The sequence below is a fragment of the Pseudomonas sp. NFACC51 genome, from assembly GCF_900103575.1.
GTDB classification, from domain to species: Bacteria; Pseudomonadota; Gammaproteobacteria; order Pseudomonadales; family Pseudomonadaceae; genus Aquipseudomonas; species Aquipseudomonas fluorescens_Q.
Window position 1 is genome coordinate 348,345 of record NZ_FMXH01000004.1, and the last position, 21,357, is coordinate 369,701.

Consider the following 21,357-nt stretch of genomic DNA (forward strand, 5'->3'; position numbering starts at 1 on the left):
TCGTGCGAAATGGCGCAAGCAACAGGATCTCTGCGGTTTGCGCCATTTTTTCATCCCACTTTCGAGGACCTGAATCATGTTGAAAGGCTACGGGGCTGTCATCCTCGATGGCGCATGGTTGACGCTTGAGCTCGCCTTGTCGTCCATGGCCCTGGCCATCGTCCTGGGGTTGATCGGCGTTGCGTTGCGCCTCTCTCCGGTGCGCTGGCTGGCGTGGCTGGGCGACCTGTATGCCACGGTCATTCGCGGTATTCCCGATCTGGTGCTGATCCTGCTGATTTTCTACGGCGGCCAGGACTTGCTCAACCGCGTGGCGCCGATGCTCGGCTACGACGATTACATCGACCTGAACCCGCTGGCGGCCGGTATCGGTACGCTGGGGTTCATCTTCGGTGCCTACCTGTCGGAAACCTTCCGCGGTGCCTTCATGGCGATCCCCAAGGGGCAGGCCGAGGCGGGCATGGCGTACGGCATGAACGGGTTCCAGGTGTTTTTCCGGGTGCTGGTGCCGCAGATGATTCGCCTGGCGATCCCGGGCTTCACCAACAACTGGTTGGTGCTGACCAAGGCCACCGCGCTGATTTCGGTGGTGGGCCTGCAAGACATGATGTTCAAGGCCAAGCAGGCGGCAGATGCCACGCGCGAGCCTTTCACCTTCTTCCTCGCAGTGGCGGCGATGTACCTGGTGATCACCAGTGTCTCGTTACTGGCATTGCGTCACCTTGAGAAGCGCTACTCGGTAGGCGTAAGGGCGGCTGATCTATGATCTTCGACTACAACGTCATCTATGAAGCCTTGCCGCTGTATTTCAGTGGCTTGTTGACCACTCTGAAGTTGCTGGCCCTGTCGCTGTTCTTCGGCCTGCTGGCGGCGTTGCCCCTGGGGCTGATGCGGGTGTCCAAGCAGCCGGTCGTCAACATGACGGCCTGGCTCTACACCTACGTGATCCGCGGCACGCCGATGCTGGTGCAACTGTTCCTGATCTACTACGGGCTGGCGCAGTTCGCGATCGTTCGCGAAAGCTTCCTCTGGCCGTGGCTGTCCAGTGCGACCTTCTGTGCGTGCCTGGCGTTCGCCATCAACACCAGCGCCTACACCGCCGAAATCATCGCCGGCAGCCTGCGGGCCACGTCCAATGGTGAGATCGAAGCGGCCAAGGCCATGGGCATGTCGCGCTACAAGCTGTATCGCCGGATCCTGCTGCCATCGGCCTTGCGTCGGGCGCTGCCGCAATACAGCAACGAAGTGATCATGATGTTGCAGACCACTAGCCTTGCATCCATCGTGACCCTGATCGACATCACCGGCGCCGCGCGTACGGTGAATGCGCAGTACTACTTGCCGTTCGAAGCCTACATCACGGCCGGCGTTTTCTACCTGTGCCTGACTTTCATCCTGGTGCGCCTGTTCAAGCTGGCCGAGCGCCGCTGGCTGGGTTACCTGGCCCCGCGCAAGCACTGATAACGCATCGATCCGATCGACTGCTCAACGACTGACGTTTTGTGAGAACCGACCGCATGTACAAGCTTGAAGTCCAAGACCTGCATAAACGCTATGGCAGTCACGAAGTGCTCAAGGGCGTGTCCCTGAAAGCCGCCGCCGGCGATGTGATCAGCATCATCGGCTCCAGTGGCTCCGGCAAGAGTACTTTCCTGCGTTGCATCAACCTGCTTGAGCAACCCCATGCTGGCAAGATCCTGCTCAACAACGAAGAGTTGAAGCTGGTCGCCGGCAAGGACGGCGCGTTGAAGGCTGCAGACCCCAAGCAACTGCAGCGCATGCGTTCGCGGCTGTCGATGGTGTTCCAGCATTTCAACCTGTGGTCCCACATGACCGCGCTGGAAAACATCATGGAAGCGCCGGTGCATGTGCTGGGCGTGACCAAGGCTCAAGCGCGGGAGAAAGCTGAGCACTACCTGAACAAGGTCGGCGTGGCCCATCGCAAGGACGCCTACCCGGGCCACATGTCCGGCGGCGAGCAGCAGCGTGTGGCGATCGCCCGTGCGCTGGCGATGGAGCCGGAGGTGATGCTGTTCGACGAGCCGACCTCGGCCCTCGACCCGGAACTGGTAGGCGATGTGCTCAAGGTGATGCAGGGCCTGGCCCTGGAAGGCCGGACGATGGTGGTGGTGACCCACGAAATGGGCTTTGCCCGTGAAGTGTCGAACCAACTGGTGTTCTTGCACAAGGGCATCGTCGAAGAAAGCGGCAACCCGCGCGAAGTGCTGGTCAATCCGCAATCCGAGCGCTTGCAACAATTTCTTTCGGGCAGCCTCAAGTAATCGCTCCCGTTACGCACCTGATTTGGGTCATGCTGCGCACCGCGCGCCAGATGGTCTAATTTGGTTGCAGCCGCTTTTGGCTTTAACACTGTTTTCGCTTCGGATCGCCCGCCATGACTGCCCATCGAATAGGTTTCCTGATTTGGCCCAGCACTAAAGCCTTGACGCTGGCGCTGGCCGAGGAGGCCTTGCGTGTTGCTCAGCGGGTGCATCCGGATGTGGTCTATGAACTGTCGTTCTTGCAGGCCGAACCACCGGTCGACGGCGCCTGGCAACTGCCGGGCGAGCCCTGGGCTGGCAGGCTCGAAGGCTTGCAGAAGCTTTTCCTGCTGGCCGATGAGCCGCCGGCTGCGCTGGCCTCATCCCTGAGCAGCGCCCTCAAGCAACTGGTGCGTGCCGGTTGTGTGATTGGTGGTTTGTCTGCCGGTGTCTATCCCCTGGCCCAACTGGGTTTGCTCGACGGTTACCGTGCCGCCGTGCATTGGCGCTGGCAGGACGATTTCTCCGAGCGCTTCCCCAAGGTCATCGCCACTAGCCATCTGTTTGACTGGGATCGCGATCGCCTGAGCGCTTGCGGCGGCATGTCGGTGCTCGACCTGTTGCTGGCGGTGCTGGCTCGCGATCACGGCGCGGAACTGGCCGGTGCGGTGTCGGAAGAGTTGGTGGTCGAGCGCATTCGCGAGGGCGGCGAGCGTCAGCGCATCCCGTTGCAGAACCGTCTTGGCTCCAGCCATCCAAAGCTCACCCAGGCAGTGCTGTTGATGGAAGCCAACATCGAGGAGCCGCTGACCACCGACGAGATCGCCCAGCATGTCTGTGTATCCCGTCGACAGTTGGAGCGGATCTTCAAGCAATACCTCAATCGCGTGCCCAGTCAGTATTACCTGGAACTGCGCCTGAACAAGGCCCGGCAGATGCTGATGCAGACCAGCAAATCCATCATCCAGATCGGCCTGTCCTGCGGTTTTTCCTCGGGGCCGCACTTCTCCAGCGCCTACCGCAACTTCTTCGGCGCCACACCGCGGGAAGACCGCAACCAGCGGCGCAGCAGCAGCCCGTTCGAACTGTCGTCGGTGCCGTCCGAGCGGGGCTAGGGCATAAGGCTCCTGGGGTAAGACAACTTCCTGTGGCGAGGGAGCTTGCTCCCGCTGGGCCGCGAAGCGGACCCAAATGGTAACCCCGGTACCTCAGATTGATCGGGGGTTTTTCTGGGGGACGCTGCGCGCCCCAGCGGGAGCAAGCTCCCTCGCCACAGATAACGCCTCTCAAGCTCCAGTTGTGGCTGGCCAGGGAAATATGGATGCAGGTGCCTCAAATCCCTTGGCAACGTTTAAACTGCGCCTTTGCGACGCTATTTGTCGCATTGCCGTAAACCCGCGAAAAACGTGGGTTGGCGCTATAAGAAGTTGTCGCTTGGCGGCAAGGCCGGGCTGAAAACTGTCCTTACAATCCTTACCAAGCCCGCCAGTTCCAGGCGGGTGTTCCTCATCAGGAGACTCCGATGTCCGTTGAGCAAGCCGCGGTACAACGCGCCGATTTCGACCAGGTTATGGTTCCCAACTATGCACCTGCTGCCTTCATCCCTGTGCGTGGTGCCGGTTCCCGCGTATGGGACCAATCCGGTCGTGAGTTGATCGACTTTGCTGGCGGTATTGCAGTCAACGTACTGGGCCACGCCCACCCGGCGCTGGTCGGCGCACTGACCGAACAGGCCAACAAGTTGTGGCACGTGTCCAACGTATTCACCAACGAGCCGGCCCTGCGCCTGGCCCATAAGTTGGTCAACGCAACCTTTGCCGAGCGCGCGTTCTTCTGCAATTCGGGCGCCGAAGCCAACGAGGCCGCCTTCAAGCTGGCCCGTCGTGTCGCGTTCGATCGTTTCGGCAGCGAGAAGTACGAAATCATCGCCGCACTCAATAGCTTCCACGGTCGTACCTTGTTCACCGTCAACGTCGGCGGGCAGTCGAAGTACTCCGACGGCTTCGGTCCTAAAATTACTGGCATCACCCACGTTCCCTACAACGACCTGGCCGCTTTGAAAGCCGCCATTTCGGATAAGACCTGCGCCGTGGTGCTGGAGCCGATCCAGGGCGAGGGCGGGGTGCTGCCGGCCGAGCAGGCCTACCTGCAAGGTGCCCGCGACTTGTGCGATGCCCACGACGCGCTGTTGGTGTTCGACGAAGTGCAGACCGGCATGGGCCGCAGCGGCCACCTGTTCGCCTACATGCATTACGGCGTGGTCCCGGACATCCTCACCAGCGCCAAGAGCCTGGGTGGTGGTTTCCCGATCGCGGCGATGCTCACCACCGAAGCGCTGGCCAAGCACCTAGTGGTCGGCACCCACGGCACCACTTACGGCGGCAACCCGCTGGCCTGCGCGGTGGCCGAAGCGGTGATCGATGTGGTCAATACCCCTGAGGTGCTCGGTGGTGTCAAAACCAAGCACGCCAAGTTCAAGGCGCGCCTGGAGCAGATCGGCGAGAAGTACGGCCTGTTTACCCAGGTGCGCGGTTTGGGCCTGCTGATCGGCTGCGTGCTGAACGACGCCTGGAAAGGCAAGGCCAAGGACATCTTCAACGCCGCCGAACAGGAAGGCCTGATGATCCTGCAAGCCGGCCCGGACGTGATTCGCTTCGCCCCGAGCCTGGTGGTGGAAGACGCCGATATCGATGCCGGCCTGGACCGCTTCGAGCGGGCCGTGGCGAAGTTGACCCAAGCCTAAGGTTGAGTCGGACCCCTTGTGGGGGCGACCTTGCTCCGGGCGGCGATCCGACGATGGCGTCGGACCAGCCAGCATCGATGTTGACTGGCACACCGCTGTCGTCGGATCGCCGCCCGGAGCAAGCTCGCTCCCACAGGAGTCTTGCAGCGGCTGAAAAATCGAAGACCGCCGCAGATGCAATGCGGACTCGCGTGTTCGTTTAGTTTTTTCTGTGTATCGACCCTGATGGTCGAACCGTTTATTTCAAGTTAAGGAGTGACACCATGCTGGTGATGCGCCCCGCGCAAATGGCTGATCTGGGCGAGGTACAGCGTCTGGCTGCGGACAGTCCGATCGGTGTCACTTCCTTGCCGGATGACGTGGAACGCCTGAGCGACAAGATCGCCGCGAGCGAAGCCTCGTTTGCCGCCGAAGTCAGCTTCAACGGTGAAGAAAGCTATTTCTTCGTCCTTGAAGACACCACGACCGGCAAGCTGGTGGGCTGTTCGGCCATCGTCGCTTCGGCCGGTTATTCCGAACCGTTCTACAGCTTTCGCAACGAGACTTTCGTTCACGCCTCCCGTGAGCTGAAGATCCACAACAAGATCCACGTGCTCTCCCAGTGCCACGACCTGACTGGCAACAGCCTGCTGACCAGTTTCTACGTGGTGCCGGAGCTGGTGGGTTCGCCATGGTCGGAACTCAATTCCCGCGGGCGCCTGCTGTTCGTCGCCAGCCACCCGGAACGGTTTGCCGATTCGGTGGTGACCGAGATCGTCGGCTACAGCGATGAGAATGGCGACTCGCCATTCTGGGACGCCATCGGTCGCAACTTCTTCGACCTCAACTACGCCGCCGCCGAGCGCTTGTGCGGGCTGAAAAGTCGCACCTTCCTCGCCGAATTGATGCCCCATTACCCGATCTACGTGCCGCTGTTGCCGGACGCCGCCCAGGAAGCCATGGGCCAGGTCCATCCGCGGGCGCAGATCACCTTCGACATCCTGATGCGCGAGGGTTTCGAGACCGATCACTACATCGACATCTTCGACGGTGGCCCGACCTTGCATGCTCGTGTCTCGGGCATCCGCTCGATCGCCCAGAGCCGCGTGGTGCCGGTCAAGATCGGCGAACCGGTCAAGGGTGCCGGCCGCCAGTACCTGGTGGCCAATGCCCAGTTGCAGGATTACCGCGCCGTGCTGCTCGAGCTCGATTACGCGCCGGGCAAGCCTGTGACGCTGGACATGGAAGCGGCCGAAGCCTTGGGCGTCGGCGAAGGCGCCAGCGTGCGCCTGGTAGCCGTATAACGCTTTACAGCTGAGTTTCGCGGGGGGCGCAAGCGACCCGTTTGAGGAGATAGCATGATCGTTCGTCCCGTACGCAGCAGCGATTTACCCGCTCTGATCGCCCTGGCCCGCAGCACGGGTACCGGCCTGACCACCTTGCCGGCCAACGAAGAGCGCCTGGCCCATCGGGTCGGCTGGGCCGAGAAGACCTTTCGCGGCGAAGCCGGGCGCGGTGACGCGGACTACCTGTTCGTGCTCGAAGACGATGACGGTCGCGTGGTGGGCATTTCCGCCATCGCCGGTGCCGTGGGGTTGCGTGAGCCCTGGTACAACTTCCGGGTCGGCCTGACGGTCAGCGCTTCCCAGGAATTGAACATCTATCGGGAAATCCCGACCTTGTTCCTGGCCAACGACCTGACCGGCAATTCCGAGCTGTGCTCGCTGTTCCTGCATGCCGATTTCCGCAGTGGTCTCAATGGCCGCATGCTGGCCAAGGCGCGGCTGTTGTTCATTGCCGAATTCCCACAGCTGTTCGGCAACAAGATCATCGCCGAGATGCGCGGCATGTCCGACGACAAGGGGCGTTCACCGTTCTGGGAAAGCCTGGGCCGACACTTCTTCAAGATGGAATTCAGCCAGGCCGATTACCTCACCGGCGTGGGCAACAAGGCCTTCATCGCCGAGCTGATGCCCAAGTTCCCGTTGTACACCTGTTTCTTGTCCGAAGATGCCCGGGCCGTGATCGGCCAGGTTCATCCGGACACCGAACCGGCATTGTCGATGCTCAAGAGCGAAGGCTTCAGTTACCAGGGTTACGTCGACATCTTCGACGCCGGCCCGGCGGTGGAGTGCGAAACCGGCAAGATCCGCGCGATTCGTGACAGCCAGGCGCTGGTGCTGGCCATCGGTACGCCGGGTGATGACGCCACGCCGTTCATCATTCATAACCGTAAGCGCGAGGACTGCCGCATCACGGCGGCACCGGCGCGCCTGGCTGCGGGCACCCTGGTGGTCGATCCGCTGACTGCCAAACGTCTTCAACTCAATGCCGGCGATCAGGTGCGTGCCGTCGCGTTGTCTGCTGCTCGGGAGTCGAAATAATGAATTCGCTGTACATCGCAGGAAGTTGGCTGGAAGGCCAAGGTGACGTTTTTGAGTCGTTGAACCCGGTGACCCAGCAGGTGCTGTGGTCGGGCAAGGGCGCCACGGCTGCGCAGGTGGAGTCGGCGGTGCAGGCCGCGCGCCAGGCGTTTCCGGGCTGGGCTCGGCGCACGCTGGATGAGCGGATCCAGGTACTGGAAGCCTTTGCCGCGAGCCTGAAAAGCCATGCTGACGAACTGGCCCAGTGCATCGGTGAAGAAACCGGAAAACCGTTGTGGGAAGCGGCGACCGAAGTCACCACCATGGTCAATAAAATTGCCATTTCGGTGCAGAGCTACCGCGAGCGGACCGGTGAGAAGAGCGGCCCCCTGGGCGACGCCACCGCCGTGCTGCGCCACAAGCCCCATGGCGTGGTGGCGGTGTTCGGCCCCTACAACTTCCCCGGTCACTTGCCCAATGGCCACATCGTGCCAGCGCTGCTGGCCGGCAACAGCGTGCTGTTCAAGCCGAGCGAGCTTACGCCGAAAGTCGCCGAGCTGACGGTCAAGTGCTGGGTCGAGGCTGGTCTGCCGGCGGGCGTACTGAACCTGCTGCAAGGCGCGCGGGAAACCGGTATCGCCCTGGCGGCGAACCCAGGCATCGACGGGTTGTTCTTCACCGGCTCCAGCCGTACCGGCAATCTGTTGCACCAACAGTTTTCCGGACGTCCGGACAAGATCCTCGCGCTGGAAATGGGCGGCAACAACCCGCTGGTGGTGGATGAGGTGGCCGACGTCGATGCTGCGGTCTACACCATTATCCAGTCCGCTTTCATTTCCGCCGGGCAGCGCTGCACCTGTGCGCGCCGCCTGCTGGTGCCGGAAGGGGCCTGGGGCGATGCCTTGCTGGCGCGCCTGGTGGCCGTCAGCTCGACCCTTGAAGTCGGTGCTTTCGACCAGCAACCGGCACCCTTCATGGGGTCGGTGATTTCCCTGGGCGCGGCGAAGGCGCTGATGGACGCGCAGAACCATTTGTTGGGCCTGGGCGCCGTGCCGCTGTTGGCCATGACCCAACCCCAGGCCCAGGCCGCATTGCTGACGCCGGGTATCCTCGACGTGACGGCGGTGGCCGAGCGTCCTGACGAGGAGCTGTTCGGGCCGTTGCTGCAGGTGATTCGCTACACGGATTTCCCAGCGGCGATCGCCGAGGCCAACAATACTCAATATGGCCTGGCCGCCGGTTTGCTGTCGGACTCCGAAGCGCGTTACCAGCAGTTCTGGCTGGAGAGCCGTGCCGGTATCGTCAACTGGAACAAGCAACTGACGGGGGCTGCCAGCAGCGCACCGTTCGGCGGTGTCGGCGCTTCGGGCAACCATCGCGCCAGTGCTTATTACGCGGCTGATTATTGCGCGTACCCGGTGGCTTCCCTGGAAACCCCGAGCCTTGTCATGCCGGCTGCCCTGACCCCCGGCGTGAGAATGGTGTGAACCCCGATCGCGAACAAGCTCGCTCCCACAGGGGGTTGTGCAGTCCTTTGTGGGAGCGAGCTTGCTCGCGATAGCCGCGACGCGGTTGTAATTGATGCCTATAAAAACAGATTCTCGTGGAGCCTCGCTGATGAAATCCTATGAAGTCAACTTTGACGGTCTAGTGGGGCCGACCCATAACTACGGCGGGCTCTCGTACGGCAACGTCGCCTCCCAGAGCAATAGCCAGCAGTCCTCCAACCCCAAGGAAGCGGCGTTGCAGGGCCTGGCGAAAATGAAAGCGCTGATGGACATGGGTTTCCAGCAAGGTGTGCTGGCGCCGCAGGAGCGCCCGGACGTGGCGGCCCTGCGCCGGTTGGGCTTTGCCGGCAGCGATGCCCAGGTCATCCAGCAGGCGGCGAAAGAAGCGATGCCGCTGCTGGTCGCCAGTTGCTCGGCCTCCAGCATGTGGGTGGCCAACGCCGCCACCGTCAGCCCGAGTGCCGACACCGCTGATGGTCGCGTGCATTTCACCGCCGCCAACCTGAATTGCAAATACCACCGCAGCATCGAACATCCGACCACCAGTCGTGTGCTGGGGGCGATGTTCGCCAACCAGCAACACTTCACCCACCACGCCGCGTTGCCAGCGGTGGCGCAGTTCGGCGATGAAGGCGCGGCCAACCACACCCGTTTCTGCCGCGCCTACGGTGAGGCCGGTGTCGAGTTCTTTGTGTTCGGTCGCAGCGCTTTTGACACCCGCTATCCCGCGCCGCAGAAATACCCGGCGCGCCAGACCCTGGAAGCTTCCCAGGCTGTTGCCCGCCTGCACGGGCTGAGGGAGGAGGGCGTGGTGTACGCTCAACAGAACCCATCGGTGATCGACCAGGGTGTGTTCCACAACGACGTGATCGCGGTGGGCAATGGCGAAGTGCTGTTCTATCACGAGGACGCGTTTCTCGAGACCGACAAGATGTTGGCCGAGCTGAGCAGCAAACTCGCCAAAGTCGGTGGGAAATTTCAGTCGGTGTGCGTGCCGCGTTCGGCGGTGACGGTGGATGATGCGGTGCGTTCCTACCTGTTCAATAGCCAGTTGCTGTCGCGTCCCGACGGCTCGATGCTGTTGATCGTGCCGGAAGAGTGCCGTGGCAACGAGCGCGTCTGGCAATACCTGCAAGGCCTGACGGGCGCAGGCGGGGTGATTCGCGAAGTGAAGGTCTTCGACCTCAAGCAAAGCATGCAGAACGGTGGTGGCCCGGCTTGCCTGAGGTTACGCGTGGCCCTCAACGAAACCGAGCTGGCGGCCGTCAACCCAGGGGTTATCATGACCGCGCCGCTGTACGATTCGCTGACCCAATGGGTCGAGCGGCACTACCGCGACCGCATGACCGAAAACGATCTGGCAGACCCCCAGTTGCTGCTCGAATGCCGTGGGGCACTGGATGAACTGACACAAATCCTTAAACTTGGCTCGGTTTATCCTTTCCAGATCAATTGAAAGCGCGCGCGACCTGACTACAGTCAAAGCAGGGCGCGTTGCCTTATCCCCAGACGAGAATGTAAAGACATGAGCGATACCTTGCAGCTGATCCTTGAAGACACCGACGGCACCCAACTGGAAACCTCCTGCACCCGCGTAGCGGTGATGTGGCAAGGCAAGGAGTTGTGGATCCAGCAGGATGGCCGTGGTCAGTTGCTGATCGGCGTCGATGTCGAGGAAGGGGACGAGGAATACGCCAACCTGTTGTTGCGTCCATTGGCGACCAACCTGGTCAGCCTGCAACTGGAAATGGAACCGGCGGACGTCGGCGACGATGACCATGTCCATGGCCCGGATTGCGGCCACGACCATTAAGGAAACCGCGCTATGCTCGCCCTCGGCAAACTGCTTGAACTGACCCTCGCCGGCCGTGAACCGGCGGAGAAGACTCAACTGACTGTCGAAGGCGTACGGATGCGCTGGTTGAGCGAGGGCGCGCTGGAGGTCAAGCCGCCCGAAGCCCGGGATAACGGTCTGGACCTGCTGCTGTCGGCCGGTATCCACGGCAACGAAACCGCGCCGATCGAGCTGCTCGACCGCTTGCTGCACGACATCGCCCGTGGCCATTTGAAGCCGCGGGCGCGCATTCTGTTCCTGTTCGGCAACCCCGAGGCCATACGGCGCGGTGAGCGTTTCGTCGAACAGGACGTCAACCGCCTGTTCAATGGCCGCCATGAGCTGAGCGGCGGTCCTGAGGCGCTACGGGCCTGCGAGCTGGAGCGCCTGGCCGCCAGTTTCTTCAGCCGGCCAGAACGCAGTCGCTTGCATTACGACCTGCACACCGCCATCCGCGGCTCGAAGATCGAGCAGTTCGCCCTCTACCCGTGGAAAGAAGGTCGCCAGCATTCACGCCGTGAACTGGCACGCCTGCGTGCCGGGGGCATGGAGGCGGTGTTGCTGCAGAACAAGCCGTCCATTGTGTTCAGCGCCTACACCTACGACCAGCTCGGTGCCGAGTCCTTCACCCTGGAACTGGGCAAGGCCCGGCCATTCGGACAGAACGACGGGGTCAACGTCAGTCTGCTGGAAACCCGCCTGCAACAGATCATCGAGGGTAACGAGCCGGAGCTGGATGAAGGGCTCGATGGCCTGCAGCTGTTCAGCGTGGCCCGGGAAATCATCAAGCACAGCGACAGTTTCCGCCTGAACCTGCCGGCGGACATCGAGAACTTCTCGGAATTGGGCAAAGGCTACGTGCTGGCCGAAGACATTGCCCAGACCCGCTGGGTGATCGAAGAAGAGGGCGCCCGGATCATCTTTCCGAACCCCAAGGTCAAGAATGGCTTGCGGGCTGGCATCCTGATTGTGCCGGCGACCGACGAAAACCTGATCTAAAACCCGCGGAACTATTGTGGGAGCGAGCTTGCTCGCGATAGCAATGTATCAGTCAACATCGATGCAGGCTGAACCACCGCTATCGCGAGCAAGCTCGCTCCCACAGGTTTTTAGCGGCCTTTAGCTCGCTACCGCTCGCTGCTCACTACGGCGCAACGCCCGGGTCTTGTGCAACGTATCGGCGCAGGTCTTCGCCGCTTCCTGGCCCTTGTGCACGAAATGCTCGAAGAAGAACTTCTGATGTTCTTCCCCGGCATGGAAGTGATGCGGCGTGAGCACGACCGAGAACACCGGCACTTCGGTTTCCAGCTGGACCTGCATCAGGCCGCTGATCACCGATTGGGCGACGAATTCGTGACGGTAGATGCCACCGTCCACCACCAGGCCGGCGGCGACGATGCCGGCGTAGCGGCCTGACTTGGCCAGCAGCTTGGCGTGCAGCGGAATCTCGAAGGCGCCACCGACTTCGAAGAAGTCGATATCGCTTTCCTGGTAACCCTGGATGATCATTTCGGCGACGAAGCCTTTACGGCTCTGGTCGACGATTTCCTTGTGCCAGCAGGCCTGGATGAACGCGACGCGCTCGCCCGGATGACTTTTGCTTTTGCTGTCGATTGCAGTGGGTTGCATGTTCTGGTTCCTGTTTGTGTGAAAAACAGGGCGTCATGAATCGAAGGGGATTCGAGGGTACGCCGCGCACGGACAGTCGCAGTCGGCCCTTGGGTATCAATCCCGTTCTCTCTTCATCCGGACTATGACCGTCGGCCCCGGAATCACACCGGGTCTGCTGACCTTGTCGCTACACCTCAAAAAGCGGTGCACCACCAAGCGCTCGCGGGCTATGCACGTTGCGTGCAATTACCGCCGGTGGGGAATTACACCCCGCCCTGAGAACGTTTTTGCCGCCATGGTTTGGGGCGGCTGGGGATTTTTAACACATATTTCAGCGCAACGCATGACCTGGATGTCCCGAGAACACTGTGGCGAGGGAGCTTGCTCCCGCTGGGCTGCGAAGCGGCCCCAAGATTTTGCGGCTGCTTCGCACCCGAGCGGGAGCAAGCTCCCTCGCCACGGAATATTCCTCCAGTCGGTCTTGATTAATCGTCGCCATGCCCGCAGTAATTGCCCTTCGAAAGGGATTTCCCTCCACTTGAGCCCGAGGCCAGATTCATGAGTGTTATCGATCTTCGTAGCGACACGGTCACCCAACCCAGCGCCGGCATGCTGGATGCCATGGCCAGCGCGCCTACTGGTGACGATGTGTACGGGGAAGACCCGACCGTCAATCGCCTCGAAGCCGAACTGGCCGCACGCCTGGGGTTTGCCGCAGCGTTGTTCGTGCCCACGGGGACCATGAGCAACCTGTTGGGGTTGATGGCCCACTGCGAGCGCGGCGACGAATACATCGTCGGCCAGCAGGCCCACACCTACAAATACGAAGGTGGCGGGGCGGCGGTGCTGGGTTCGATCCAGCCTCAGCCCCTCGAGGTGCAGGCGGACGGTTCCCTGGACTTGGCGCAAGTGGCCGCGGCGATCAAGCCCGATGACTTCCACTTTGCCCGCACCCGCCTGCTGGCCCTGGAAAACACCATGCAGGGCAAGGTGCTGCCACTGGAATACCTGGCCCGGGCCCGGCGTTTCACCCAGGAACATGGCCTGGCCCTGCATTTGGACGGGGCGCGGCTGTACAACGCCGCGGTCAAGCTGAATGTCGACGCCCGGCAGATCACGCAGCATTTCGATTCGGTGTCGGTGTGCTTGTCCAAGGGCCTCGGCGCGCCGGTGGGCTCGGTCCTGTGCGGCAGCGTCGAGCTGATCGGCAAGGCCCGTCGGCTGCGCAAGATGGTTGGCGGCGGCATGCGCCAGGCCGGGATTCTCGCGGCGGCGGGGCTGTACGCCCTGGAACATCAGGTCCAGCGCCTGGCCGATGACCACGCCAATGCCCAGCGGCTCGCCGAGGGCTTGCGAGCGGCGGGTTACGAGGTCGAGCCGGTGCAGACCAACATGGTCTACGTGCAAATGGGCGAGCGGGCCGAGGCGATCAAGGCATTTGCCGATGAACGGGGCGTCAAGCTCAGCGCTGCGCCACGCCTGCGAATGGTGACGCACATGGACGTGAGCGCGGCGCAAATCGACCAGGTGGTCGCCACTTTCGTCGAATTTTCCCGCCACTGACCCGTCAACCGGGCCAATTGACAGTTTCTATCGCATAAACACGCTGTACCCCACGCGCAGGGCCGATATAATGCGGCCCTTTGCCGTTGCTTCGTCTGTTGACGTTTTGCACAGGCCTTTGGCCGCAGCCTCCGTGGAAGAACCTAATGAAAAGCGCAGAAATCCGTGAAGCCTTCCTTCGCTTCTTCGAAGAGCAAGGCCACACCCGAGTAGCCTCCAGCTCTTTGATTCCGGGCAACGACCCGACCCTGCTGTTCACCAACGCGGGGATGAACCAGTTCAAGGACTGCTTCCTGGGCCAGGAAAAACGTGCCTACACCCGTGCGGTGAGCAGCCAGAAGTGCGTGCGTGCCGGCGGCAAGCACAACGACCTGGAAAACGTCGGTTATACCGCTCGTCACCACACCTTCTTCGAAATGCTGGGTAACTTTAGCTTCGGTGACTATTTCAAGCGCGACGCCATCACCTTCGCCTGGACCTTCCTGACCTCCGACAAGTGGCTGAACCTGCCCAAGGAGAAGCTCTGGGTCACGGTCTACGCCACCGATGACGAAGCCTATGACATCTGGACCAAACAGGTCGGTGTCCCGGCCGAGCGCATGGTGCGTATCGGCGACAACAAAGGTGCGCCTTACGCCTCCGATAACTTCTGGACCATGGGCGACACCGGCCCGTGCGGTCCGTGCACCGAGATTTTCTACGATCACGGCGCCGACATCTGGGGCGGCCCACCCGGCTCGCCGGAAGAAGACGGCGACCGCTACATCGAGATCTGGAACAACGTGTTCATGCAGTTCAACCGCACCGCCGATGGCGTGTTGCATCCGCTGCCAGCGCCGTCGGTCGACACCGGCATGGGCCTGGAGCGGATCAGTGCGGTGCTGCAGCACGTTCACTCCAACTACGAAATCGACCTGTTCCAGAGCTTGCTGAGCGCGTCGGCCCAGGCTATCGGTTGCACCAATGACAACCAGGCCTCGCTCAAAGTGGTCGCCGACCACATCCGTTCCTGCGGCTTCCTGATTGCCGACGGTGTGCTGCCTTCCAACGAAGGTCGTGGCTATGTGCTGCGCCGGATCATCCGCCGCGCCTGCCGTCACGGCAACAAGCTGGGCGCCAAGGGCAGCTTCTTCTATCAGATCGTTGCGGCATTGGCGGCCGAGATGGGCGACGCTTTCCCGGAACTCAAGTCCCAGCAAGCGCATATCGAGCGCGTGCTCAAGGCTGAAGAAGAGCAATTCGCCAAGACCCTGGAGCAAGGCCTGAAGATCCTCGAGCAGGACCTGGCCGAGCTCAAGGGCAACGTGGTCCCGGGCGACGTGGTGTTCAAGCTGTACGACACCTATGGCTTCCCGATGGACCTGACCGGCGACATCGCCCGCGAACGCAACCTGACCCTCGACGAGGAAGGTTTCGAGCGCGAGATGGAAGCCCAGCGGGTGCGCGCGCGTTCCGCCAGCTCCTTTGGCATGGACTACAACAGCCTGGTCAAGGTAGACGTGGCCACCGAGTTCACCGGTTATGCGGGCACCACCGGCTCGGCCAAGATCGTCGCCATCTATAAGGATGGGCAATCGGTCGACATCCTGAGCGAAGGCCAGGAAGGCGTGATCGTGCTGGACAAGACTCCGTTCTACGCCGAATCCGGCGGCCAGATCGGCGACAGCGGTTACCTGCAGGCCGGCAGCTCGCGTTTCGACGTGCGTGACACCACCAAGACCGGCGGTGCGTTCCTGCACCACGGCGTGCTGGCGTCGGGCAGCCTGATGATCGCCGCCCCGGTGGCCGCCCATGTCGACGCCGACGTTCGGCATGCCACGTCGCTGAATCACTCCGCTACGCACTTGCTGCACGCGGCGTTGCGCCAGGTGCTGGGCGAGCATGTCCAGCAGAAGGGTTCGTTGGTGGACAGTCAGCGCCTGCGCTTTGACTTCAGCCATTTCGAGGCCATCAAGCCTGAGCAGCTCAAGGCGCTGGAAGAAATCGTCAACGCCGAGATTCGCAAGAACTCCCCGGTGGAAACCGAAGAAACCGACATCGAGACCGCCAAGCGCAAGGGCGCGATGGCGTTGTTCGGCGAGAAGTACGGCGACAGCGTGCGCGTACTGAGCATGGGCGATTTCTCCGTTGAACTGTGCGGCGGTATCCACGCCAACCGCACCGGCGACATCGGCCTGATGAAAATCATCAGCGAAGGTGGCGTGGCATCCGGTGTGCGCCGGATCGAAGCGGTCACCGGCGCCGCAGCCCTGGCGTACCTCAACGCGGCTGAAGAACAACTCAAGGAAGCGGCAACCCTGATCAAGGGCAGCCGCGACAACCTGATCGACAAGCTGTCGGCTGTGCTGGAGCGCAACCGCCTGCTGGAAAAGCAACTCGAGCAGTTGCAGGCCAAGGCCGCCAGCGCCGCGGGCGACGATCTGTCGGCCCAGGCCGTGGACGTCAAGGGCGTGAAGGTGCTGGCCGTGCGTCTGGACGGCCAGGATGGCAAGGCACTGCTGGCGCTGGTCGATCAACTGAAAAACAAACTCGGCCGCGCAGTGATCCTGCTCGGCAGTGTCCATGAGGAAAAGGTCGTTCTCGTCGCAGGCGTGACCAAAGACCTGACTGGCCAACTCAAAGCCGGTGATTTGATGAAGCAAGCCGCTGCGGCAGTGGGCGGCAAGGGCGGTGGTCGTCCGGACATGGCGCAAGGCGGTGGTACCGACGTCGGCGCCCTGGACGCGGCACTGGCCCAGACCGTTGCATTCGTAGAGCAGGGTATTTAAGGCAGCGTCGTGGGCTCGTGGTCTAGTGACGAGCCCGGCCGCTGTTTGAGTGATTTATTGGGCGCCCTTCATGGGCAGAGGCGGCTTTGAAATGGCTTTGATCGTACAGAAATTTGGAGGCACCTCGGTCGGCACTGTCGAGAGAATCGAACAAGTCGCCGACAAGGTTAAGAAATTCCGTGAAGCGGGCGATGACCTGGTGGTTGTGCTGTCGGCAATGAGCGGCGAGACCAACCGTCTGATCGATCTGGCCAAGCAAATCAGCGGCGACCAGCAACCGGTTCCCCGTGAGCTGGACGTGATCGTTTCCACTGGCGAGCAGGTGACCATCGCCTTGCTGGCCATGGCGCTGATCAAGCGTGGCGTGCCAGCGGTGTCCTACACCGGCAACCAGGTGCGTATCCTGACGGACAGCGCGCACAACAAAGCGCGTATCCTGCAGATCGACGACCAGAAGATTCGCGGCGACCTGAAGGCTGGCCGTGTCGTGGTTGTCGCCGGTTTCCAGGGCGTGGACGAGCAGGGCAATATCACCACCCTCGGCCGTGGCGGTTCCGACACCACCGGGGTTGCGCTGGCAGCGGCCCTCAAGGCTGACGAATGCCAGATCTACACCGATGTGGACGGTGTCTACACCACTGACCCACGGGTGGTGCCTGTGGCCCAGCGGCTGGACAAGATCACGTTCGAAGAAATGCTGGAAATGGCCAGCCTCGGTTCGAAGGTGTTGCAGATCCGGGCGGTCGAATTCGCAGGCAAGTACAACGTTCCGCTGCGCGTTCTGCACAGCTTCAAAGAGGGTCCGGGCACCCTCATTACTATTGATGAAGAGGAATCCATGGAACAGCCGATCATTTCCGGCATCGCTTTCAACCGCGATGAGGCCAAGCTGACCATCCGTGGCGTGCCAGACACCCCCGGCGTGGCGTTCAAGATTCTCGGCCCGATCAGTGCCGCGAACATCGAAGTCGACATGATCGTGCAGAACGTCTCGCACGATAACACCACTGACTTCACCTTCACCGTGCACCGCAACGACTACCAGTCTGCCGAAGCGATCCTGAAAAAGACCGCTGGCGAGATCGGTGCCCGGGAAGTGGTGGGTGATACCAAGATCGCCAAGGTCTCGATCGTCGGTGTCGGCATGCGTTCCCACGCAGGCGTGGCCAGCCGCATGTTCGAATCCCTGGCCAAGGAAAGCATCAACATCCAGATGATCTCTACCTCGGAAATCAAGGTTTCCGTGGTGATCGAAGAGAAGTACCTGGAACTGGCCGTGCGCGCCCTGCACACGGCTTTCGAACTCGACGCTGCTGCCCAGCCGGGCGAGTAAAAAGCGTTGTCTGGAGGGCGCGGCTGGACCGCGCCCTCTGTTTTTCTGAATGGCGCGTCCCAAAACTGTTCTTTTGCCCGCGCTGGTCAATACTAGGCCTGTAGGCTTCGACCGTTTCGGTTGTAGGTCCAATGCCTTTTTTTTGCAGACTGTTGTCCCTTAAGTGAATTGCGTGAGGAGAAAGGTATGCTGATTCTGACCCGTCGGTGTGCAGAAAGCCTGATTATTGGCGATGGCGAAATCACCGTGACCGTGCTCGGCGTCAAAGGAAACCAAGTGCGTATCGGCGTCAATGCCCCGAAAGAGGTTGCTGTACACCGCGAGGAAATTTACCTGCGTATCAAGAAAGAGAAGGACGACGAACCAAGCCATTAATTTTTATCGATTTTTATGTTTGCAAACGGGGATGAAGGTGGTTAATATACGCCCCGTGTTGCGGAGAGCTGGCCGAGTGGCCGAAGGCGCTCCCCTGCTAAGGGAGTACACCTCAAAAGGGTGTCGGGGGTTCGAATCCCCCGTTCTCCGCCATTATTCGTTTAGTGCGTCAAAACCTGGCTTGCTCAGTAAGTGATTGAAATTACTGAAAAAAGCGCTTTACAAAAGGAATTGACGACCTATAATGCGCGGCAACAAATGCACTCGTAGCTCAGCTGGATAGAGTACTCGGCTACGAACCGAGCGGTCACAGGTTCGAATCCTGTCGAGTGCACCATTTAAGAGTTGTTTGCAGCAATGCAAATAACTTGGCTTCAACCAGTTGTGATCTGGTATAAAACCACAACTTGCACTCGTAGCTCAGCTGGATAGAGTACTCGGCTACGAACCGAGCGGTCACAGGTTCGAATCCTGTCGAGTGCACCAAACACCAAAAAGCCCGCGTTTAACGCGGGCTTTTTGCTGTCTACGATTTGCCTTTCACGCATCCCCTCTCATCGAACACGACCTCTGCGCTGCGGCCTTTCTTCGCCTTGTAGGTATAGCGCGTGCTCGAATTCCGAACTTTGATCGAGTCTGGCTTGCCCAGGGCGCTCTCGACGTCCTGCTGGCTCATGCCGGCGATGATGCGTCGGCCCAGGATGGCGTCGCGGCGTCGCCTGGCGTCGATGAGGTTCCCGCAGCGGTCCTGGAACTGGCCAATCACGGTCGGTTCCTTGCGCGTGGTTTTGTTGCTGGATGTTTGTCCGCGCTCCGCTTCAGGCAGCATCGCCTCGGTCGTCGGTTTGATTGTCGGTTCGATCGAACCTGGGCGATACGGATGGATCTGTTGTAGTGACAGAGCTTCTCCCGGGCCGCAGCTCAGGGTGGTGAATGTCACGTGCCCTGCGATGTTTTCGCAGCGATGCACGGTCTGCCCGGCAGCCCATAAAGGCAAGCAGGCGAGCAGGAACAGGCAGTGGTTGAGGTGCATCCGGTCCTCCTCCTTGACGGTGCAGAAGAGAAGAGTAGTCGCCGCATTTCTGCCGCGGCGTGTGTTTTCTTTTCCGGATAAGTCGTCGTAAAGGAACAGGTTCAGCCTGTGTTCAGGTTTGTCTCGCAAGCGCTTGTTCTTGCCATGATTTTTTAGCGTTTTAAAGCGTCAAGCGGTGTATGATTGCGCCCGTCAGCCCCGCCGGGGCTTTGGAATATATCCATGGACTTACCCAGTAGTTACTCAATATTAAGTTTTGCCAATCATGAATTAACTGATTGATGCTTCCGGCGTGCTCCACTGCTGGGAGTGGAGTTCGCCTATGACCCAAGTAGAAGTAAAAAAAACGCAGGAAAGCCTTCAGGATCGTCTCGCTCAAGTCGTTGAGCTGCTGCAGCGCCAGCGGGTCGTCGAAGACCTGACGCATCGCCAGGAAGGCCCGCATCATGACCGGGTCGAGAACCTGGTCCACCGGCAGAATCTCGTCGAGCTGCAACGCAAGCTCGATGACCTGCACTCCGCCGACGTTGCCTACATTCTTGAAGCCTTGCCACTGGAAGAGCGTCTGACGGTCTGGCAGTTGGTCAAGGCTGATCGCGACGGTGACATCCTGCTCGAAGTGTCGGACTCGGTTCGGGAAACCCTGATCGCCGACATGGATGATCACGAGTTGCTGGCGGCGGCCAAGGAAATGGACGCCGACGAACTCGCCGACCTTGCGCCCGAACTGCCGCGGGACGTTGTCCACGAACTGATGGAAGCCCTCGATGGCCAGCAGCGCGAGCGTGTGCGCTCGGCGTTGTCCTATGACGAGGAGCAGGTCGGTGCGCTGATGGACTTCGAGATGGTGACGATCCGCGAGGATGTCAGCCTTGAAGTGGTCTTGCGCTACCTGCGTCGCCTCAAGGAACTGCCGGGGCATACTGACAAACTGTTTGTGGTCGACTACGACGGCGTGCTCAAGGGCGTGCTGCCCATCAAGCGTTTGCTCGTCAACGACCCGGAAAAGCAGGTGGCCGAGGTCATGGCCAGCGATCCGGTGAGTTTCCATCCGGACGAAGACGCCTACGATGCGGCCCAGGCGTTCGAACGTTATGACTTGATTTCTGCACCGGTGGTCGACAAGAACGGCAAGCTGATCGGCCGTCTGACCATCGATGAAATGGTCGACTTGATTCGTGAGGAAAGCGAAAGCGAAGTCCTCAACATGGCCGGTCTGCGCGAAGAAGAAGACATCTTCGCCTCGGTCTGGAAGTCCCTGCGTAACCGCTGGGCCTGGCTGGCGATCAACCTGATCACGGCGTTTGTCGCTTCCCGGGTCATCGGCCTGTTCGAAGGCTCCATCGAGAAACTGGTGGCGCTCGCGGCGCTGATGCCTATTGTCGCCGGTATCGGTGGCAACTCCGGTAACCAGACCATCACCATGATCGTCCGTGCCATGGCACTGGACCAGGTCAGCACCGGCAATACCTCGCGATTGATGCGCAAGGAACTCGCGGTTTCCTTGATCAACGGCGTGATTTGGGGGGGAGTGATTGGTGTGGTGGCTTACCTGCTTTATGGCAGTTGGTCGCTGGGGGTGGTCATGACGGCCGCAATGACGCTCAACCTGCTGCTGGCGGCATTGATGGGGGTCTTGATCCCCATGACCCTGGCCCGCATGGGGCGCGATCCTGCCATGGGTGCCAGTGTCATGATTACCGCGGTGACCGACAGCGGCGGGTTCTTCATTTTCCTGGGGTTGGCGACGATTTTCCTGCTCTGAGTCGCTCATCGAAAAAACCGCCTGTTTGGCGTAATACTGTCCACATAGAAAAAACGGCGCTTCCTTCAGAAATGGGAGGCGCCGTTTTTTTTGCGTTTCTTTTGGTTTGCGGGGCGTCAAGAACCAAAGACACGAGCAGCAGGCAGGTCCAGCCCCTATGCAACTGCAGCACCGCTATCGCGAGCACATTGACACATCGCCTTCGCGAGTCTGTTTGGCGG

At 60.9% G+C, this 21,357-nt stretch carries 18 protein-coding genes, 3 tRNA genes and 1 riboswitch; of the genes, 19 read left to right on the forward strand and 2 right to left on the reverse strand.

Annotation, left to right across the window (positions count from 1 at the left end; all coding sequences use genetic code 11):
• Positions 1-76 precede the first annotated feature (76 nt).
• The 11 genes from BLT00_RS11030 to astE all read left to right on the forward strand — a co-directional run bounded on the left by BLT00_RS11030 (position 77) and on the right by astE (position 11,687).
• Positions 77-766: an ABC transporter permease gene (locus BLT00_RS11030; protein ID WP_003204800.1), complete on the forward strand. Its 690-nt coding sequence runs from the start codon at positions 77-79 to the stop codon at positions 764-766.
• On the forward strand, positions 763-1,461 hold the full coding sequence (locus tag BLT00_RS11035; protein WP_072346411.1) for an ABC transporter permease: 699 nt from the start codon (positions 763-765) through the stop codon (positions 1,459-1,461). The genes BLT00_RS11030 and BLT00_RS11035 overlap by 4 nt, the downstream gene beginning before the upstream one ends.
• Before the next feature lie 56 nt (positions 1,462-1,517).
• The gene (locus BLT00_RS11040; RefSeq protein WP_063324708.1) at positions 1,518-2,282 is read left to right on the forward strand and encodes an ABC transporter ATP-binding protein; all 765 of its coding nucleotides are present in this window, start codon (positions 1,518-1,520) and stop codon (positions 2,280-2,282) included.
• 113 nt (positions 2,283-2,395) lie between these two features.
• The gene (gene argR / locus BLT00_RS11045; protein ID WP_092145232.1) at positions 2,396-3,376 is read left to right on the forward strand and encodes a transcriptional regulator ArgR; all 981 of its coding nucleotides are present in this window, start codon (positions 2,396-2,398) and stop codon (positions 3,374-3,376) included.
• Between the two features lie 407 nt (positions 3,377-3,783).
• Positions 3,784-5,004 carry an aspartate aminotransferase family protein gene (locus BLT00_RS11050; RefSeq protein ID WP_092145234.1) on the forward strand — a complete coding sequence of 407 codons (1,221 nt, stop codon included), beginning with the start codon at positions 3,784-3,786 and terminating at the stop codon, positions 5,002-5,004.
• A gap of 263 nt (positions 5,005-5,267) precedes the next feature.
• The gene (gene aruF, locus BLT00_RS11055) at positions 5,268-6,287 is read left to right on the forward strand and encodes an arginine/ornithine succinyltransferase subunit alpha (protein ID WP_092145236.1); all 1,020 of its coding nucleotides are present in this window, start codon (positions 5,268-5,270) and stop codon (positions 6,285-6,287) included.
• Between the two features lie 54 nt (positions 6,288-6,341).
• Positions 6,342-7,367: an arginine N-succinyltransferase gene (gene astA, locus BLT00_RS11060; RefSeq protein ID WP_063324712.1), complete on the forward strand. Its 1,026-nt coding sequence runs from the start codon at positions 6,342-6,344 to the stop codon at positions 7,365-7,367.
• A complete protein-coding gene (gene astD, locus BLT00_RS11065; RefSeq protein WP_175456225.1) occupies positions 7,364-8,833 on the forward strand; it encodes a succinylglutamate-semialdehyde dehydrogenase in 1,470 nt (489 codons plus the stop codon). Before astA ends, astD begins: the two co-directional genes overlap by 4 nt.
• Positions 8,834-8,963: 130 nt before the next feature.
• On the forward strand, positions 8,964-10,310 hold the full coding sequence (gene astB / locus BLT00_RS11070; protein WP_092145240.1) for an N-succinylarginine dihydrolase: 1,347 nt from the start codon (positions 8,964-8,966) through the stop codon (positions 10,308-10,310).
• Positions 10,311-10,379: 69 nt separating this feature from the next.
• On the forward strand, positions 10,380-10,667 hold the full coding sequence (locus tag BLT00_RS11075) for a hypothetical protein (protein WP_003178862.1): 288 nt from the start codon (positions 10,380-10,382) through the stop codon (positions 10,665-10,667).
• Between the two features lie 12 nt (positions 10,668-10,679).
• Positions 10,680-11,687: a succinylglutamate desuccinylase gene (gene astE / locus BLT00_RS11080; RefSeq protein ID WP_003204782.1), complete on the forward strand. Its 1,008-nt coding sequence runs from the start codon at positions 10,680-10,682 to the stop codon at positions 11,685-11,687.
• Between the two features lie 120 nt (positions 11,688-11,807).
• Here the strand turns inward: astE and BLT00_RS11085 are convergent, their stop codons facing one another.
• Positions 11,808-12,317, reverse strand: coding sequence for a 6,7-dimethyl-8-ribityllumazine synthase (locus BLT00_RS11085; protein WP_092145243.1), 510 nt, complete (start codon positions 12,315-12,317; stop codon positions 11,808-11,810).
• A 100-nt stretch (positions 12,318-12,417) separates the two neighbouring features.
• Positions 12,418-12,586, reverse strand: a riboswitch (FMN riboswitch).
• A gap of 271 nt (positions 12,587-12,857) precedes the next feature.
• Between BLT00_RS11085 and ltaE the strand changes: the two genes are divergently transcribed.
• From ltaE to BLT00_RS11120, 7 genes are all read left to right on the forward strand, one after another.
• Positions 12,858-13,862: a low-specificity L-threonine aldolase gene (ltaE, locus tag BLT00_RS11090; RefSeq protein WP_092145245.1), complete on the forward strand. Its 1,005-nt coding sequence runs from the start codon at positions 12,858-12,860 to the stop codon at positions 13,860-13,862.
• Positions 13,863-14,008: 146 nt separating this feature from the next.
• Positions 14,009-16,630, forward strand: coding sequence for an alanine--tRNA ligase (gene alaS / locus BLT00_RS11095; RefSeq protein WP_092145247.1), 2,622 nt, complete (start codon positions 14,009-14,011; stop codon positions 16,628-16,630).
• A gap of 91 nt (positions 16,631-16,721) precedes the next feature.
• On the forward strand, positions 16,722-17,963 hold the full coding sequence (locus BLT00_RS11100; protein WP_014339802.1) for an aspartate kinase: 1,242 nt from the start codon (positions 16,722-16,724) through the stop codon (positions 17,961-17,963).
• 186 nt (positions 17,964-18,149) lie between these two features.
• Positions 18,150-18,338, forward strand: coding sequence for a carbon storage regulator CsrA (gene csrA, locus BLT00_RS11105; RefSeq protein WP_003178872.1), 189 nt, complete (start codon positions 18,150-18,152; stop codon positions 18,336-18,338).
• A 62-nt stretch (positions 18,339-18,400) separates the two neighbouring features.
• Positions 18,401-18,491: transfer RNA gene (locus tag BLT00_RS11110), tRNA-Ser, on the forward strand.
• A 107-nt stretch (positions 18,492-18,598) separates the two neighbouring features.
• Positions 18,599-18,675, forward strand: a tRNA-Arg gene (locus BLT00_RS11115).
• A 72-nt stretch (positions 18,676-18,747) separates the two neighbouring features.
• Positions 18,748-18,824 (forward strand) — tRNA-Arg (locus tag BLT00_RS11120).
• A 40-nt stretch (positions 18,825-18,864) separates the two neighbouring features.
• On the opposite strand, the gene BLT00_RS11125 is transcribed toward BLT00_RS11120, so the two are convergent.
• Positions 18,865-19,371, reverse strand: a complete 507-nt coding sequence (locus BLT00_RS11125) for a cell envelope protein SmpA (protein WP_092145250.1) — start codon at positions 19,369-19,371, stop codon at positions 18,865-18,867.
• Positions 19,372-19,693: 322 nt separating this feature from the next.
• Here BLT00_RS11125 and mgtE point away from each other — a divergent pair, with 322 nt between their 5' ends.
• Positions 19,694-21,136 carry a magnesium transporter gene (mgtE, locus tag BLT00_RS11130; RefSeq protein WP_072346428.1) on the forward strand — a complete coding sequence of 481 codons (1,443 nt, stop codon included), beginning with the start codon at positions 19,694-19,696 and terminating at the stop codon, positions 21,134-21,136.
• Positions 21,137-21,357 lie beyond the last annotated feature (221 nt).

Coding starts and splice junctions, on each gene's coding strand:
- astB (WP_092145240.1), top strand. CDS start 8,964: ATGAAATCCTATGAAGTCAACTTTGACGGTCTAGTGGGGCCGACCCAT.
- BLT00_RS11035 (WP_072346411.1), top strand. CDS start 763: ATGATCTTCGACTACAACGTCATCTATGAAGCCTTGCCGCTGTATTTC.
- astA (WP_063324712.1), top strand. CDS start 6,342: ATGATCGTTCGTCCCGTACGCAGCAGCGATTTACCCGCTCTGATCGCC.
- BLT00_RS11030 (WP_003204800.1), top strand. CDS start 77: ATGTTGAAAGGCTACGGGGCTGTCATCCTCGATGGCGCATGGTTGACG.
- BLT00_RS11040 (WP_063324708.1), top strand. CDS start 1,518: ATGTACAAGCTTGAAGTCCAAGACCTGCATAAACGCTATGGCAGTCAC.
- argR (WP_092145232.1), top strand. CDS start 2,396: ATGACTGCCCATCGAATAGGTTTCCTGATTTGGCCCAGCACTAAAGCC.
- alaS (WP_092145247.1), top strand. CDS start 14,009: ATGAAAAGCGCAGAAATCCGTGAAGCCTTCCTTCGCTTCTTCGAAGAG.
- aruF (WP_092145236.1), top strand. CDS start 5,268: ATGCTGGTGATGCGCCCCGCGCAAATGGCTGATCTGGGCGAGGTACAG.
- BLT00_RS11085 (WP_092145243.1), bottom strand. CDS start 12,317: ATGCAACCCACTGCAATCGACAGCAAAAGCAAAAGTCATCCGGGCGAG.
- BLT00_RS11075 (WP_003178862.1), top strand. CDS start 10,380: ATGAGCGATACCTTGCAGCTGATCCTTGAAGACACCGACGGCACCCAA.
- BLT00_RS11125 (WP_092145250.1), bottom strand. CDS start 19,371: ATGCACCTCAACCACTGCCTGTTCCTGCTCGCCTGCTTGCCTTTATGG.
- BLT00_RS11100 (WP_014339802.1), top strand. CDS start 16,722: ATGGCTTTGATCGTACAGAAATTTGGAGGCACCTCGGTCGGCACTGTC.
- mgtE (WP_072346428.1), top strand. CDS start 19,694: ATGACCCAAGTAGAAGTAAAAAAAACGCAGGAAAGCCTTCAGGATCGT.
- BLT00_RS11050 (WP_092145234.1), top strand. CDS start 3,784: ATGTCCGTTGAGCAAGCCGCGGTACAACGCGCCGATTTCGACCAGGTT.
- ltaE (WP_092145245.1), top strand. CDS start 12,858: ATGAGTGTTATCGATCTTCGTAGCGACACGGTCACCCAACCCAGCGCC.
- csrA (WP_003178872.1), top strand. CDS start 18,150: ATGCTGATTCTGACCCGTCGGTGTGCAGAAAGCCTGATTATTGGCGAT.
- astE (WP_003204782.1), top strand. CDS start 10,680: ATGCTCGCCCTCGGCAAACTGCTTGAACTGACCCTCGCCGGCCGTGAA.